Source organism: Streptomyces sp. NPDC030183, assembly GCF_055573455.1.
Genome location: NZ_JBVIBK010000001.1, coordinates 253,814 through 269,446, shown reverse-complemented (window position 1 = coordinate 269,446; position 15,633 = coordinate 253,814). Strand labels below are relative to the sequence as shown.

13 protein-coding genes are annotated in these 15,633 nt (G+C 72.0%); 8 read left to right on the top strand and 5 right to left on the bottom strand.

The features are described 5' to 3' along the window. Positions 1-16: 16 nt before the first annotated feature. From ACZ4Z2_RS01155 to ACZ4Z2_RS01145, 3 genes are all read right to left on the bottom strand, one after another. Positions 17-607 carry a GNAT family N-acetyltransferase gene (locus tag ACZ4Z2_RS01155; protein ID WP_468071077.1) on the bottom strand — a complete coding sequence of 197 codons (591 nt, stop codon included), beginning with the start codon at positions 605-607 and terminating at the stop codon, positions 17-19. Between the two features lie 53 nt (positions 608-660). Then, positions 661-864, bottom strand: a complete 204-nt coding sequence (locus tag ACZ4Z2_RS01150; protein WP_468071076.1) for a helix-turn-helix transcriptional regulator — start codon at positions 862-864, stop codon at positions 661-663. 383 nt (positions 865-1,247) lie between these two features. After that, positions 1,248-2,165 carry a sugar phosphate isomerase/epimerase family protein gene (locus ACZ4Z2_RS01145; RefSeq protein ID WP_468071074.1) on the bottom strand — a complete coding sequence of 306 codons (918 nt, stop codon included), beginning with the start codon at positions 2,163-2,165 and terminating at the stop codon, positions 1,248-1,250. 124 nt (positions 2,166-2,289) lie between these two features. Here ACZ4Z2_RS01145 and iolC point away from each other — a divergent pair, with 124 nt between their 5' ends. Genes iolC through mmsA form a run of 5 tightly spaced genes read left to right on the top strand, consistent with a single transcriptional unit; the run spans position 2,290 to position 8,391 of the window. Next, entirely contained in the window at positions 2,290-3,240 is a 951-nt protein-coding gene (gene iolC / locus ACZ4Z2_RS01140; protein ID WP_468071654.1) for a 5-dehydro-2-deoxygluconokinase, read from the top strand. Then, the gene (locus ACZ4Z2_RS01135; RefSeq protein WP_468071072.1) at positions 3,237-4,121 is read left to right on the top strand and encodes a Cgl0159 family (beta/alpha)8-fold protein; all 885 of its coding nucleotides are present in this window, start codon (positions 3,237-3,239) and stop codon (positions 4,119-4,121) included. The genes iolC and ACZ4Z2_RS01135 overlap by 4 nt, the downstream gene beginning before the upstream one ends. Positions 4,122-4,128: 7 nt before the next feature. Continuing rightward, positions 4,129-4,986 carry a 5-deoxy-glucuronate isomerase gene (gene iolB, locus ACZ4Z2_RS01130; RefSeq protein ID WP_468071070.1) on the top strand — a complete coding sequence of 286 codons (858 nt, stop codon included), beginning with the start codon at positions 4,129-4,131 and terminating at the stop codon, positions 4,984-4,986. Then, positions 4,983-6,872 carry a 3D-(3,5/4)-trihydroxycyclohexane-1,2-dione acylhydrolase (decyclizing) gene (gene iolD / locus ACZ4Z2_RS01125; protein WP_468071068.1) on the top strand — a complete coding sequence of 630 codons (1,890 nt, stop codon included), beginning with the start codon at positions 4,983-4,985 and terminating at the stop codon, positions 6,870-6,872. Before iolB ends, iolD begins: the two co-directional genes overlap by 4 nt. 16 nt (positions 6,873-6,888) lie before the next feature. Continuing rightward, positions 6,889-8,391, top strand: a complete 1,503-nt coding sequence (gene mmsA, locus ACZ4Z2_RS01120) for a CoA-acylating methylmalonate-semialdehyde dehydrogenase (protein ID WP_468071066.1) — start codon at positions 6,889-6,891, stop codon at positions 8,389-8,391. A gap of 103 nt (positions 8,392-8,494) precedes the next feature. On the opposite strand, the gene ACZ4Z2_RS01115 is transcribed toward mmsA, so the two are convergent. Then, complete coding sequence (locus ACZ4Z2_RS01115; protein ID WP_468071064.1) at positions 8,495-9,334, bottom strand: SCO4651 family lipoprotein; 840 nt, start codon at positions 9,332-9,334, stop codon at positions 8,495-8,497. Between the two features lie 289 nt (positions 9,335-9,623). On the opposite strand from ACZ4Z2_RS01115, the gene ACZ4Z2_RS01110 reads away from it, so the two are divergent. The 3 genes from ACZ4Z2_RS01110 to ACZ4Z2_RS01100 all read left to right on the top strand — a co-directional run bounded on the left by ACZ4Z2_RS01110 (position 9,624) and on the right by ACZ4Z2_RS01100 (position 14,915). Continuing rightward, positions 9,624-12,284 (top strand): alpha/beta fold hydrolase, encoded by a 2,661-nt coding sequence (locus ACZ4Z2_RS01110; RefSeq protein WP_468071062.1) that lies wholly within the window; start codon positions 9,624-9,626, stop codon positions 12,282-12,284. Beyond that, complete coding sequence (locus tag ACZ4Z2_RS01105; RefSeq protein ID WP_468071060.1) at positions 12,281-13,192, top strand: ABC transporter permease; 912 nt, start codon at positions 12,281-12,283, stop codon at positions 13,190-13,192. Before ACZ4Z2_RS01110 ends, ACZ4Z2_RS01105 begins: the two co-directional genes overlap by 4 nt. A 157-nt stretch (positions 13,193-13,349) precedes the next feature. Further along, the gene (locus ACZ4Z2_RS01100) at positions 13,350-14,915 is read left to right on the top strand and encodes a vWA domain-containing protein (RefSeq protein WP_468071058.1); all 1,566 of its coding nucleotides are present in this window, start codon (positions 13,350-13,352) and stop codon (positions 14,913-14,915) included. On the opposite strand, the gene ACZ4Z2_RS01095 is transcribed toward ACZ4Z2_RS01100, so the two are convergent. Then, a complete protein-coding gene (locus ACZ4Z2_RS01095) occupies positions 14,912-15,526 on the bottom strand; it encodes a chorismate mutase (RefSeq protein ID WP_468071056.1) in 615 nt (204 codons plus the stop codon). The two genes, ACZ4Z2_RS01100 and ACZ4Z2_RS01095, sit on opposite strands and share 4 nt — an antisense overlap. Positions 15,527-15,633 lie beyond the last annotated feature (107 nt).

Below are 15,633 nucleotides of genomic sequence, written 5' to 3'. Positions count from 1 at the left end.
CAGCCGGCACCGACGGTCACTGGACCCTGAGGTCGCCCCCGGCGGTCTCCGGGCGGCCGCGGTGCGCGGCCCACTCGGGGGCGAGGATCGACATCCGTACCGCGTCGATCCACTCCCCGTCCTGCCACAGCGTCTGCCGCTCCACGCCCTCGGCCACGAACCCCACCTTCTCGTAGGCGCGCCGGGCCCGGGGATTGTGTGTGTAGACGTACAGCGAGACGCGGTGCATGCCGAGCCGTTCGAAGGCGTGGCCGACCATGAGCCGCACGGCCTCCGTGCCCAGCCCGCGGTCCCGCCCGACGGGGCCGATCAGGATCCGGAGGCAGCAACTGCGGTTGGGCTCGTCCCAGTCGTTGAGTACGACCTCGCCCACCAGCTCACCGCTCGCCCGGTCCACGATGCCGAGATCGAGCCGGTCCGTCTGCTCGCTGCGGTTGCCGTACCAGGTGCGCAACCGCTCCCACTCGTACGGCTCGTCCTGGCTCCCGGTGAGCCGGATGACGTCCGGGTCGTCCAGGATGCGGGCCATCACCGGGGTGTCGTCCGCGGTGAAGGGCCGCAGGACGGCCCGCTCACCGGTGAGCACGGGTTTCTCGGAGAAGCTCATCCCGGAATCCTCGGCAGCGGGGGGAGACCGGGGCAAACGATTAAGCACGCTCGTCAGCCGGCCGCCCGGCGCCGCCGGTTGCCGGGTCTGGAGGCGACCCAGGCGCGCACGGTGTCCGCGTACCAGTAGGGCTTGCCGCCCTCCACATGGTCGGGCGGCGGCAGCAGTCCGTGTTTGCGGTACGAGCGGACGGTGTCGGGCTGCACACGGATGTGCGCCGCGATGTCCTTGTACGACCAGAGGCGTCGGTCGGTCATCTGTGGCACCTCCTCGCGCGCACCGCGGCGGCGGCCGGAAGGACCGTCGGGGGGACCGGGCGCTGCGCTGGCGATCACAAGCCTGTGTTCGCTCAACGACGCACGGTGATCGCCGGGGTGCCGCTGTGTGTCACATGTGACCCAAGCTCCGCGTACACGTGACACCTGTGACAAAGCGGTGTCATTTGTGACCGTGGTGACGAACGAGGGCGACTCTCGAAGCCGCCGCCCACCCCCGCAGGGGGGCGGGGAACCGCGCGACCAACCACGACGTACTCGCGGCCCGCGACGGACGCGCGGTCCCCGGCGCCGCACGGCACCCGGCTGACCCAGCGGCCCGCCTACGCCCCGCAGCCCCCACCCCCTCCCGAGCCGCTACAGACCTACGCCCCGCAGCTCCGCAGGAACGCCCGCGTCCGCTGGGCGATCGGCAGCGGAGCGTCCGGCTCGCACGGATACATGTCCTGCTCGACGATCGCGAACAGATCCACGTCCAGCTTCTGCGCGGCCGCCAGCACGGGCCCCAGCTCGGGCACGCCCTTCGGCGGCTCGCACATCACGCCCTGCGCCACGGCCGGCCCGAACGGCGTCCCCTTGGCCCGGACGTCCGCCAGGATCTCGGGGTCGACCTGCTTGAGGTGCAGATAGCCGATGCGCTCGCCGTACGTCTCGATCAGCTTGACGCTGTCGCCGCCGCAGTACGCGTAGTGCCCGGTGTCCAGGCACAGCGACACCACCGACGAGTCGGTGCCGTCCAGGAAGCGGACGACGTTCTCCTCGCTGTCGATATGGGTGTCTGCGTGCGGGTGGACGACGATCTTCAGGCCGTACCGCTCCCGTACCTCCCGCCCGAGCCGCTCGGTGAGCTGGGTGAGGTGCCGCCACTGCTCGACGGTCAGCTCACTGGGCTCCAGCACCTGACCCGTCTTGTCGTCCCGCCAGAAGGAGGGGATGACGACGAGGTGCTTGGCGCCCATCGCCTGGGCGAGGACCGCGTTGTCGGCGACGTGCGCCCAGGTCTTCTCCCAGACGTCGGGGCCGTGGTGCAGCCCGGTGAACACCGTGCCGGCCGACACCTTCAGGCCACGTCTGGCCGTCTCCTCGGCGAGAACGGCGGGGTCCTTCGGCAGATAGCCGTAGGGGCCCAGCTCGATCCACTCGTAGCCGGCGGCGGCCACCTCGTCGAGGAAGCGCTGCCAGGGGACCTGCCGGGGGTCGTCGGGGAACCACACACCCCAGGAGTCGGGCGCCGAGCCGATCCGGATGCGCGAGAGTGAGGACTGAGGTGACAACGACGTCATGGCGGCCAGCTTCAGGCCGGAACCCAAGGGTGTCAATAGGTAGTCCGAATGTCTGGACAAAACATTGACAGGGTCGCTCTCGCGGAGCTAGACCTTGACGGAACCGGAGCGCGAAGGGAACTCGATGGCGTACGACCTGATCACCATGGGGCGGATCGGTGTGGACCTCTATCCGCTGCAGACGGGGGTCCCGCTGCCGCAGGTGACGTCCTTCGGGAAGTTCCTCGGCGGATCGGCGACGAACGTCGCGGTGGCCGCCGCCCGGCTCGGCCGGCACACCGCCGTCATCACCCGCACGGGCGAGGACCCGTTCGGCGACTACCTCCACCAGGCACTGCGGGACTTCGGCGTCGACGACCGCTGGGTGACACCGGTCCCCGGCCTCGCCACCCCGATCACGTTCTGCGAGGTCTTCCCGCCGGACGACTTCCCGCTGTACTTCTACCGCCGCCCCAAGGCGCCGGACCTGGAGATCGACGCCCACGAGCTGGACCTGAAGGCCATCCGCGCGGCCCGCGTCTTCTGGGTCACCGGCACCGGCCTGAGCGAGGAGCCCAGCCGTACGGCGACGCTCGCGGCCCTCGCCCACCGGGCCAGGGCCGGCACGACGGTCTTCGACCTCGACTGGCGGCCCATGTTCTGGGCCGACCCTGAAGCGGCCCGCCCCTTCTACGAGGAGGCCCTGCGGCACACCACCGTCGCCGTCGGCAACCTGGACGAGGTCGAGGTCGCCACCGGCGTCCGCGAGCCGCACGCCGCCGCCGAGGCCCTGCTGGCCGCCGGGGTGGAACTCGCGGTGGTGAAGCAGGGCCCCAAGGGCGTCCTGGCGGTGCACCGCGACGGCACGACGGCCGAGGTACCGCCGCTGCCGGTGAACGTCCTCAACGGGCTGGGCGCCGGGGACGCCTTCGGCGGCTCCCTCGTCCACGGCCTGCTGAACGGCTGGGAGCTGGAGCGCGTCATGCGGCACGCCAACGCCGCCGGCGCCATCGTCGCCTCCCGCCTGGAGTGCTCCTCCGCGATGCCGACCGCGCAGGAGATCGAGGCGGCGGTCACGGCGGGGGAAGTGCGGTGAGCGTCGACGTCTCCGCCCTGGTCCGCACCCGGGTCCACCACCCCGAGGCGATCGCCGAGGCCGCCGCCCGCCGCGTCCGCCGCCCCCTGATCGGCGACTCCGGACGGCTGATGATCGTCGCCGCCGACCACCCGGCCCGCGGCGCGCTCTCCGTCGGCGACCGCAGGCTCGCCATGGCGAACCGCGCCGACCTCCTCGAACGACTCTGCCTGGCCCTCGGCCGGCCCGGTGTCGACGGGGTGCTCGCGACCGCCGACATCCTCGACGACCTGCTCCTCCTCGGAGCCCTCGACGGCAAGGTCGTCATGGGCTCGATGAACCGCGGCGGACTCGCGGGCGCCTCCTTCGAACTGGACGACCGTTTCACCGGCCACCGCCCCCAGGACATCGAGCGGCTCCGCTTCGACGCCGGCAAGCTGCTGCTGCGCGTCGACTACGACGATCCGGGCTCCCTCGACACCCTGGAGTCCACCGCGCACGCCGTGGACGCCATGGCCGAGCGGCGGCTCCCGGTCTTCGTCGAGCCGTTCATCAGCCGCCGCGACCCGGTCACCGGCAAGGTCAGGAACGACCTCTCCGCCGACGCGGTCACCACGTCGATCGCCATAGCCGCCGGGCTCGGCGGCACCTCGGCGTACACCTGGCTGAAGGTGCCCGTCACCGAGAACCCCGACGACATGGCCCGCGTCATGGAGGCCTCGACCCTGCCCGCCGTCCTCCTCGGCGGCGACGTCGGCGAGGACCAGGAGGGCGCGTACGAGAAGTGGCGGGGCGCCCTGCAGCTGCCCACCGTCCAGGGCCTGGTGGTCGGCCGCTCGTTGCTCTACCCGGCGGACGACGACGTGACCGCCGCCGTGGACACCGCCGTAGGACTGCTGTGAGGGCCGCATGACACACAAGACCGAGCTGTACGTCCCCAAGGGGACGACCGCCCACGGGGCATACGCCCTCGACATCGGCCCCGAGCAGGCAGGCTGGACCCACAGCAGCCTGCGCGTCGTGGAGTTGGAGCCGGGCGGCGAGCACACCTTCACCACCGGGGACAGCGAGTGGATCGTGCTGTCCCTCAACGGCGCCTGTACGGTTCGGGTATCGGAGGAACCGGGTGAACCGGGCGAACCGGACGGCCCCGCAACCGCAGAGTTCGACATCCTGGGCCGCGAGGACGTGTTCGCCGGAGTCTCCGACTTCGTCTACGCGCCCCGCGACGCCCGGGTACAGATCGCCTCCGGCGCGGGAGGCCGCTTCGCTTTGGCAGGAGCGAGGTGCGAGCGACGACTCCCCGCCCGCTACGGCCCCGCGCCGGAGGTTCCCGTCGAAGACCGCGGCAGCGGCAACTGCGCCCGCCAGGTGCGCAACTTCGCCTCCGCCGACGCCTTCGAATGCGACAAGCTCATCACCGTCGAGGTCATCACCCCGGGCGGCAACTGGTCCTCGTACCCGCCGCACAAGCACGACGAGAACCGGCCGGGGGAGGAGACCGAGCTGGAGGAGATCTACTACTTCGAGATCGACGGCCCGAACGGCTTCGGCTACCAGCGCGTGTTCCCCTCCCGCGAGGGCGGTGCCGATCTCCTCGCCGAGGTCCGCTCGGGTGACGCCGTCCTCGTCCCCGACGGCTGGCACGGCCCGTCCATCGCGCAGCCCGGCCACAGCATGTACTACCTGAACGTGATGGCCGGTCCGGGCTCCGAGCGGCAGTGGCGGATCTGCTTCCACCCTGACCACACGGAGGGATACCGATGACCACCCGGACCACGCGGCTCACCGTGGCGCAGGCGCTGGTGCGGTTCCTCGCCGCCCAGTACACCGAGCGCGACGGCGAGCGACAGCGGCTGATCGGCGCGACCTGGGGCATCTTCGGCCACGGCAACGTCGCGGGCCTCGGCCAGGCCCTCGTCGAGTACGCCGACACGATGCCCTACTACCAGGGCCGCAACGAACAGGCCATGGTGCACGCGGCCGTCGGCTACGCCCGCCAGTCGAACCGGCTGTCCACGCACGCCGTGACGACATCGATCGGCCCCGGCGCCACCAACCTCGTCACCGGCGCCGCCCTCGCCACCATCAACCACCTGCCGGTGCTGCTCCTGCCCGGCGACATCTTCGCCACCCGGCCGGCGGACCCGGTCCTCCAGCAGCTCGAAGTGCCGTACGCGGGCGACATCAGCGTCAACGACACGCTGCGCCCGGTGTCCCGGTACTTCGACCGGATCACCCGCCCCGAGGCGCTGATCCCGGCCGCCCTCCAGGCGATGCGGGTCCTCACGGACCCCGTCGACACGGGCGCCGTGACCCTCGCGCTGCCGCAGGACGTGCAGGCGGAGGCGTACGACTGGCCGGAGGACTTCTTCGCCGAACGCACCTGGCACGTACGGCGGCCCGCCCCGGACGCGACCGAACTCGCCGACGCGGTACGGGTGATCCGCGAGGCCCGCCGTCCGCTGATCATCGCCGGCGGCGGTGTCCACCACGCCCGCGCCGAGGAGGTGCTCGCCGAACTCGCCGACGCCACCGGCATCCCCGTCGCCTCCACCCAGGCCGGCAAGGGCTCCCTGCGCCACGACCACCCGCAGGACGTCGGCGGCATCGGCCACACCGGCACCGCGACGGCCAACGAACTCGCCCGCACGGCCGACCTGGTGATCGGCGTCGGCACCCGGTACACGGACTTCACCACCGCCTCCGGCACCCTCTTCGCCGCCGACGGCGTCCGCTTCCTCAACCTCAACATCGCGCCCTTCGACGGCCACAAGCTCTCCGGGCTCCCGCTGATCGCGGACGCGCGGGCCGGTCTGGAGGAGCTGGTCCAGGCGCTGGAACTGCACGGGCACCGGGTCCCGGACGCGTACGTCGCCGAGTACGGCGAGGACAAGCAGCGCTGGGAGCACCGCGTCGACGCCTGCTACGAGGCGGAGGAACCGGACACCCGGCCCACCCAGGCCCAGGTCCTCGGCCTCCTCGACGAGATCGCCGACGAGTCCGACATCCTCATCAACGCGGCCGGCTCCCTCCCCGGTGACCTGCACAAACTGTGGCGGACCCGGTCGCGGGACCAGTACCACCTGGAGTACGGCTACTCCTGCATGGGCTACGAGATCCCGGCCGCGATAGGTGTCCGCATGGCCGCTCCCGGGCGCCCGGTGTGGGCGCTGGTCGGCGACGGCACCTATCTGATGATGCCGACGGAGATCGTGACGGCCGTCCAGGAGAACGTGCCGATCAAGGTGCTGCTGGTGCAGAACCACGGATACGCCTCGATCGGCGGCCTGTCGGAGTCGGTCGGCGGGGAGCGGTTCGGCACCGCCTACCGGCACCGCAACCCGGACGACGGCACGTTCACGGGCGCCCCGCTGCCCGTGGACCTCGCCGCCAACGCGGCCAGCCTCGGCATGCGCGTGCTGCGCGCCAAGACCATCCGCGACCTGCGCGCGGCCCTCGCCGAGGCACGGGCCGCCGACACTCCCACTTGTGTCTACGTGGAGACCCAAACCGCAGACACAGTGTCGGGCCCGCCCCCGGCGCAGGCCTGGTGGGATGTACCTGTGGCCGAGACCGCGACCCGCGAGCCGGCGGTCAAGGCCCGCGAGGAGTACGACCGGCACGTCTCTACCCGACGCCGCCATCTGTAAGAAGGAGTCTTTCGGCATGACGAAGATCGTCAACCACTGGATCGGCGGCAAGACCGTCGAAGGCGCGTCGGGTACGTTCGGTCCGGTCACGGACCCGGCGACCGGCGCGGTCACCACCAAGGTCGCCTTCGCGACCGTCGACGAGGTCGACGCGGCGGTACGCACCGCCAAGGAGGCGTTCGTCACCTGGGGTCAGTCCTCGCTGGCCCAGCGCACCTCGATCCTGTTCAAGTTCCGGGCGCTGCTGGACGCCAACCGGGACGCGATCGCGGAGCTGATCACCGCCGAGCACGGCAAGGTGCACTCGGACGCGCTCGGCGAGGTCGCGCGCGGCCTGGAGATCGTCGACCTGGCGTGCGGGATCACCGTGCAGCTGAAGGGCGAGCTGTCGACGCAGGTCGCCAGCCGCGTGGACGTCTCCTCGATCCGCCAGCCGCTGGGTGTCGTCGCGGGCATCACGCCGTTCAACTTCCCGGCGATGGTCCCGATGTGGATGTTCCCCCTCGCCATCGCGTGCGGCAACACCTTCGTGCTGAAGCCGAGCGAGAAGGACCCGTCGGCCTCCGTCAAGCTCGCCGAGCTGCTGGCCGAGGCCGGGCTGCCCGACGGTGTCTTCAACGTCGTCCACGGCGACAAGGTGGCCGTCGACCGCCTCCTGGAGCACCCGGACGTCAAGGCGGTCTCCTTCGTCGGCTCCACCCCGATCGCCCGCTACATCCACACCACGGCCTCCGCGAACGGCAAGCGCGTCCAGGCCCTCGGCGGCGCCAAGAACCACATGCTGGTCCTGCCCGACGCCGACCTGGACGCGGCGGCGGACGCGGCCGTCTCCGCCGCCTACGGTTCGGCCGGTGAGCGCTGCATGGCGATCTCCGCGGTCGTCGCGGTCGGCGCGATCGGCGACGAGCTGGTGGAGAAGATCCGCGAGCGCGCCGAGAAGATCAAGATCGGCCCCGGCAACGACCCGACGTCCGAGATGGGCCCGCTGATCACCAAGGTCCACCGCGACAAGGTGGCCTCGTACGTGACGGGCGCGGCGGCCGAGGGCTGCGAGGTCGTCCTCGACGGCACGGGCTTCACGGTCGACGGCCACGAGGACGGCCACTGGATCGGCATCTCGCTCCTCGACAAGGTCCCGACCTCCGCCAAGGCGTACCAGGACGAGATCTTCGGCCCCGTCCTGTGCGTCCTGCGGGCCGACACCTACGAGGAGGGCATGGCCCTCATCAACGCCTCGCCGTTCGGCAACGGCACCGCGATCTTCACGCGGGACGGCGGCGCCGCCCGCCGCTTCCAGCTGGAGGTCGAGGCCGGCATGGTCGGCGTGAACGTCCCGATCCCGGTCCCCGTCGGCTACCACTCCTTCGGCGGCTGGAAGGACTCCCTCTTCGGCGACCACCACATCTACGGCAACGACGGCACCCACTTCTACACCCGCGGCAAGGTCGTCACGACCCGCTGGCCCGACCCGGCCGACGGCCCCACCGGCGTCGACCTGGGCTTCCCGCGCAACCACTGAGCCCGTACGGTGCCCCGTCCCCCACCTTCGAGGGAAGGGGCGGGGCACCGCCGTGTCCGGGCCGGGGACCAGCTCCGGCCCGCCGCGTCCGGGCACCCCCGGATCAGCCCTGCTGCCCCAGGTTCTCCCGCAGAGCCTCGGTGACGTCGGCGGTCTCCCCGGCGGGCGGGGCCTCCACCTCGGCCGTGGCGCCGAACTTCTCGAAGTCCATGGTGACGGTCATGGCGCCCATCTCCTGGCGCAGCCGGACCGGCAGGTCGTCGGCGCCGACCCACACGTCCATCGTGACCTTGTCGACGCCCCCGGTCACCGAGTCCAGGACGCTGCCCTCACCGGAGAGGGCGTCCTGGAACCTGCCCATCTGCTCCCTGCCGAGCACGGCCCGGTAGTGGGTGGCGGACCGCCCGTCCACGCGCTCCTCGCCGAGGTCCTCGAAGCCCTTCGCGTACTTCAGGCTCCGCATGGACGCCGCCGGGCTCGCCCCGCTGCCGCCGCTGAAGGCCTGCGCGCCCTTCCCGCCGAACACCACCGACGCATCGACCTTCAGCCACTCCTTGCCCTTGTAGGGACCGGAGGTCAGCGGATCGACGTTGTAGTAGTACGCGCCGTCCACGAAGAGGGCGTGGATGGTCGGGTCGTCCGTCAGGTCCTGCATCCCGGCGGCCCTGGTGTCCATCTCGACGTCGTACGCGTAGCCGTCGCCCCAGGAGTACGTGCCCTCCATGGTGACCGGGCCGTCACCCGTGTCGGCGGTCATCTCGACCTCGGCGGAGCCCAGCTCCTCGGTCCGGTCCGTGGCCCGCGTCAGCGCCGCCAGGATCGCGTCGGACTTGTCGACCGTCTCGGCGGCCCGCCTGACGCCCTCCGCGCCGCCGCACGCCGTTGTCGCCAGGAGCGCCGTCGCCGTGACCCCCACCCAGGCCGCGGTCTGCCGCAGCTTCATGTGCCCCACCCCGAAGATCCCTGCCCCGCCGGACAGATGTGCCAACTGTGAGCGGCGACTCTATCCGGCCCCACCGACAGGCCGGCACCGGATAAACGGCGGGCCCGCCTGGAACCCGGTTTGCCAGGAGTGCTGTCGGTCCGCTTGTCAGATTGCTGTCAGTCCGCTCCGGTCCCCACGCATACCGCGACCGCTGTATGCCGAATTCCTCCCGTACGACCGTGGGATGGCCCACTCCTCCGCCTCGAGGGTGCCGTGGGTCACCCCCGGTGCCCCGTACCGTTGACGCATGGATCTTCGACTGACCGGGCCGCGACTGCGCGGGGCGCTGCGGCGGAGGCCGCGGCGGACCCTTGCCGCCGTGGCCGCCGTCGTCGTGCTCGCCGGGGCCGGTACCTGGACGGCCACCGCCTCGGACGAGGCGGCGCCGGTGAAGCGCACGGACCAGGCCATGGCCATGGGCGAGGGCGTCCGCATCGACACCTCGTACTTCACCTCCGGCGCCACCGGCCGCCGTCCGGCCGTTCTGCTCGGGCACGGCTTCGGCGGCAGCAAGAACGACGTACGACGCCAGGCCGAGGACCTCGCCCGCGACGGGTACGCGGTGCTGACCTGGTCGGCGCGCGGCTTCGGCCACTCGACCGGGAAGATCGGGCTGAACGACCCGAAGGCCGAGGTCGCCGACGTCTCCCGGCTGATCGACTGGCTCGCGAAGCGCCCCGAGGTCCAGCTGGACAAGAAGGGCGACCCGCGCGTGGGCGCCGCCGGCGCCTCCTACGGCGGGGCGATCTCCCTGCTGGCCGCCGGCTACGACGACCGGGTCGACGCCATCGCCCCGGCGATCACGTACTGGAACCTCGCGGACGCCCTGTTCCCGAACGGCGTGTTCAAGAAGCTCTGGGCCGGCCTCTTCTTCAACACCGGCGGCGGCTGCGCCAAGTTCGAGGCCGACCTGTGCGCGATGTACGACAGGGTCGCCGAGTCCGGGGAGCCGGACGCCGAGGCCGTCAAGCTCCTCGAAGCGCGCAGCCCCGAGGCCGTCGGCGACCGCATCAAGGTGCCCACGCTGCTGCTCCAGGGCCAGACCGACTCCCTGTTCCCGCTGGGCCAGGCCGACGCCGCCGCCAAGGCGATCAAGGCGAACGGCGCGCCCGTCGACGTCGACTGGATCTCCGGCGGCCACGACGGCGGCGACATGGAGACCGCCCGCGTCCAGTCCCGCGTCCACGCATGGTTCGACCGCTACCTGAAGGGCGACGAGAGCGCCGGCACCGGCTCCGCGTTCCGCGTCACCCGCACCCTCGGCGCCGGCTCCGGCGACGGCGAGCCCCGCCTCAGCGGCACTACCGCCGACACCTACCCGGGCCTGGACGGCGACCGCCGGTCCATCGCCCTCGCCGGACGCGAGCAGAGCTTCGAGAACCCGGCCGGCGCCAGCCCGCCCGCCCTCTCGGCCCTGCCCGGCATCGGCGGCGCCGCCGGCGGCCTCTCCCAGCTGTCCTCGCTCGGCGTGAACCTGTCGCTGGACTTCCCCGGCCAGTTCGCCGCGTTCCAGTCCAAGCCCGTCAAGGACGACCTCCAGATCACCGGCTCACCCACGGCCACCGTCCATGTGAAGTCCACCAGCGACGACGCCGTCCTCTTCGCCAAGGTCTACGACGTCGGCCCCGGCGGCGCCTCCCAGGTGCTCCCCTCCCAGCTCGTCCAGCCCGTCCGGATCGAGGGCGCCAAGGCCGGCAAGGACGTCAAGCTCACCCTCCCGGCCGTCGACCACGAACTCGACGACGGCCACAGCCTGCGCCTGGTCCTCGCCTCCACCGACCTCGGCTACGCCTCCCCGGCCGCCCCGGCGACGTACACCGTCTCCCTGAAGGGCGACCTGGAGGTGCCGACCCCGCTCGGCGGGGCCGACCGCTCGGACGTCTTGCCCGCCTGGGTCTGGTACCTGCCGATCGGCGGCGTGGTCGTCGCGGCCGCCCTGCTCGTCACGGGCCGCCGCCGCATCACGACGCCCGCACCCGACCCGGCGCTCGCGGAGGTCCCGCTCCAGATCACCGACCTCAGCAAGAAGTACAAGAACGGCGACCGGTACAGCGTCCGCGACCTGTCCTTCCGCGTCGAGAAGGGCCAGGTGCTCGGTCTCCTCGGCCCGAACGGCGCCGGCAAGACCACGACCCTGCGCATGCTGATGGGCCTGATCCAGCCGGACGGCGGCGAGATCCGCGTCTTCGGCCACGCGATCGTGCCGGGCGCGCCCGTGCTGTCCCGCGTCGGCGCCTTCGTCGAGGGCGCCGGCTTCCTGCCGCACCTGTCCGGCCGGGAGAACCTGGAGCTGTACTGGCGGGCCACCGGCCGCCCCGCCGAGGACGCCCACCTGGAGGAGGCGCTGGAGATCGCCGGCCTCGGCGACGCCCTCGCCCGCGCGGTGCGCACCTACTCCCAGGGCATGCGCCAGCGCCTGGCCATCGCCCAGGCCATGCTCGGCCTGCCCGACCTGCTGATCCTCGACGAGCCGACGAACGGACTCGACCCGCCGCAGATCCGCGAGATGCGCGAGGTGATGATCCGTTACGCGGCGGCCGGCCGTACCGTCATCGTCTCCAGCCATCTGCTGGCCGAGGTCGAGCAGACCTGCACCCACCTGGTCGTCATGGACCACGGACAGCTTGTCCAGGCCGGCCCGGTCGCCGAGATCGTCGGCTCCGGCGACACCCTGCTGGTCGGCACCTCCGCCCCCGTGGAGGAGCCCGTCGTCGACAAGATCGCCGCCCTGCCGGGCGTCGACTCGGCCGTACGCACCGACGAGGGGCTGGTCGTCCGCCTCGACGCCGGCGGCAGCGCCCAGCGCCTGATCGCCGAACTGGTCCGGCTGGAGGTTCCCGTCGACGCGGTCGGCCCCCACCGCCGCCTCGAAGACGCCTTCCTCACCCTGATCGGAGAGTCCGCATGAGCACGCTGACCGAGCGTGCCGAGCACGCAGAACCCGGGCGCGGGCACCCCGGACCCACGGCCCCCGTCGAGGTCGCCGACGGCTACCGCGCGGGCCGCACCCTGCCCCTCGGGGTCGAGCTGGTCCGGCAGTTGAAGCGCCGCCGCACGATGGTCATGGGCGGCATCCTGTTCGCCCTGCCGATCATCCTGGTGATCGCCTTCCAGATCGGCGGCACCCCCGGCGAGGGCAACAACCGGGTCAACCTGATGGACACGGCGACGGCGTCCGGCGCGAACTTCGCCGCGGTGAACCTCTTCGCCGCCGCCGGGTTCCTGCTGGTCATCCCGGTCGCGCTGTTCTGCGGCGACACCGTCGCCTCGGAGGCCAGCTGGTCGTCCCTGCGCTACCTCCTCGCCGCGCCCGTGCCCCGCGCCCGGCTGCTGTGGTCCAAGCTCGCCGTGGGCCTCACCCTCAGCCTCGCGGCGCTGGTGCTGCTGCCGGTCGTGGCCCTCGCCATCGGCACGGTCGCCTACGGCTGGGGCCCGCTGGAACTCCCCACGGGCGGCGAACTGTCGTCCGCCGCCGCCGCCCAGGCCCTGGCGGTCACCGTCGGCTACGTCTTCGTGTCCCAACTGGTCACCGCGGGCATGGCGTTCTGGCTCTCCACCCGCACCGACGCCCCACTCGGCGCGGTCGGCGGCGCCGTCGGCCTCACCATCATCGGCAACGTCCTCGACGAGGTGACCGCCCTCGGCGACTGGCGCCACTTCCTGCCCGCCCACTGGCAGTACGCCTGGCTCGACGTGGTCCGCCCGCAGCCCGACTACACGGACATGATCCAGGGCGTCTCGGTCTCGGTAACGTACGCCCTGGTGCTGTTCGCCCTGGCCTTCCGCGGTTTCGGCCGCAAGGACGTGGTCTCGTAGGTCAACGGAGGATCACCCACCGGTCTCGAAGGGCCGTCTCCGTGGCCGCTTCGAGACCCATCCGCAACGCCCTGGAGCGCACAACCGGGCCCCCTCGGCCGTCACAGTCACAACAGCCGCCCATGACAGGGCGACGACGACGTGCCGAGGGGGCCCGATGCACACGTATCGCAGCACAGGGACGACACGACGACTGACCACCGCGCTTCTCGCCCTGGGCACCGCCGGGGCGCTGCTCCTCACCGGCTGCGGCCACAGCGGCGACAACAACTCCTCGTACGACAGCTCGAAGGGCGGCGGCCGCACCGCCGACGGCTTCCCGGCCCCCGCCCCCGACGGCCCCGACGGGCAGAACGGCGAGCAACGGGACGACGAGTCCCGCGACATCGCCCCGTCGCCCGACCACCTCTCCACCTTCGCCCTGGACGTCGACACCGCCTCCTACGGCTACGCCCGCCGCACCCTTCAGGACGGCAGCCTGCCCGACCCGTCGACGGTCCGCCCCGAGGAGTTCGTCAACAGCTTCCGGCAGGACTACGAACGCCCGGACGGGGACGGCTTCTCCGTCACCGTCGACGGCGCCCGCACCGACGACGAGGACTGGTCCCTGGTCCGTGTGGGCCTCGCCACCCGCGCAGCCGACAGCGACCGCGAACGGCCGCCCGCCGCCCTCACGTTCGTCATCGACGTCTCCGGCTCGATGGCCGAGCCCGGCCGCCTCGACCTCGCCAAGGACGCCCTCGGCAGGATGACCGACCGGCTCCGCGACAACGACTCCGTCGCCCTCGTCACCTTCAGCGACACCGCCGAGACCGTCCTGCCGATGACCCGCCTCGACGACAACCGGGCCAGGGTCCACGACGCGGTCGACAGCCTGGAGCCCGCCGACTCCACCAACCTCGGCGCGGGCGTCGAGACCGGCTACGAGACCGCCGTCGAGGGCCTGCGCGAGGGCGCCACCAACCGCGTCGTGCTGCTGTCGGACGCCCTCGCCAACACCGGCGACACCGACGCCGACACCATCCTCGAACGCGTCGCCGGCGAGCGCCGCGACCACGGCATCACCCTGTTCGGCGTGGGCGTCGGCAGCGACTACGGCGACGCCCTCATGGAACGCCTCGCCGACAAGGGCGACGGCCACACCACCTACGTCTCCACCGAGAAGGAGGCGGAGGAGGTCTTCTGCGAGCAACTCCCGCGCCACGTCGACCTCACCGCCCGCGACGCCAAGGCCCAGGTCGCGTTCGACCCGGAGACGGTCGAGGAGTTCCGCCTCGTCGGGTACGACAACCGCCGGGTCGCCGACGAGGACTTCCGTGACGACACCGTGGACGGCGGCGAGGTCGGCCCCGGCCACACCGTCACCGCCCTGTACGCCGTCCGCACCAAGGCGGGCACCGAGGCCGGCCACCTCGCCACGGCCACCGTCCGCTGGCTCGACCCCGACAGCCGCACCCCGCACGAGGAGGCCGAGGGCATCGAGGCGTCGGACCTCCACGGCGACCTGTGGTCCACCGCCCCGCGCGGCCTCCGGATCGCCGCGGCCGCCGCCTACTTCGCCGACGCCCTGCGCCGCGGCGACAGCCGCTGGACCGACCTCCCGGCCGTCCCCACCCTGGGCGAACTGTCCTCCCGGGTCCGCGAACTGAACAGGCACAAGGAGGACAAGCAGCTCAACGACCTGTCCGACGCGATAGAGACGGCCCGCACCCTGATGAGCTAGGCCGGTTCCCCGCACACCGAGGGCAGCGCCCGGACCAGGCCCTCCCCATGGAGCGGGTCCAGGCGGTGGGTGTACGCCGAGCGGACCGCCGCGAGCCGCAGCCGGGGCTCGCAGGAGGCCCCGGCCCGGAGCAGTTCCGTGTCGGCCAGCGCGGTCAGCAACCGCGTGGTGATCCGGTCGAGCACGGGCCGTACCTCCTTCACGAGGTCCGGCCGCTCGGCCGGCCGCTCCTCGGGATGCGCGTCCCACCGGGCGTAAAGGCCCCGCTGCACCAGCTTGTTCGCCTCGATCTGGTCGCGGAACACCGCGGTCACCGCGTCCGGATCGAGGCCGAGCCCGGCCGCCCGCGCGGCCACGTCGTCCAGGATCGCCTTCTCCCGCACCGGATCGTCGATCGGCGTGCTCGTCCCGTACTTGGCCGCCGCGACCTTGTCGGCGACGAGCAGCCGCTCGGCGAACAGATCGGTCAGCACGGTGAGCGACCGGGCTCCGGAGACCGTACGAGGGGGAGCGGCGGGGGCCTGGGCGACGGCCGGCACGGCACCGGTGAGAGCCACTGCGGACGTGAGGCACACGGAGATCAGGACGGACCTGAGGCGGTGGGGGCGCATGATCCACGCCTATCACACCAACCCGACGTGTCCCCGGAGTCAGTCCAAACCATTGAAAAATCCTTACTTACCGGTAAGTTGACTCGTCGGTAATGAAGTCAGGGCCG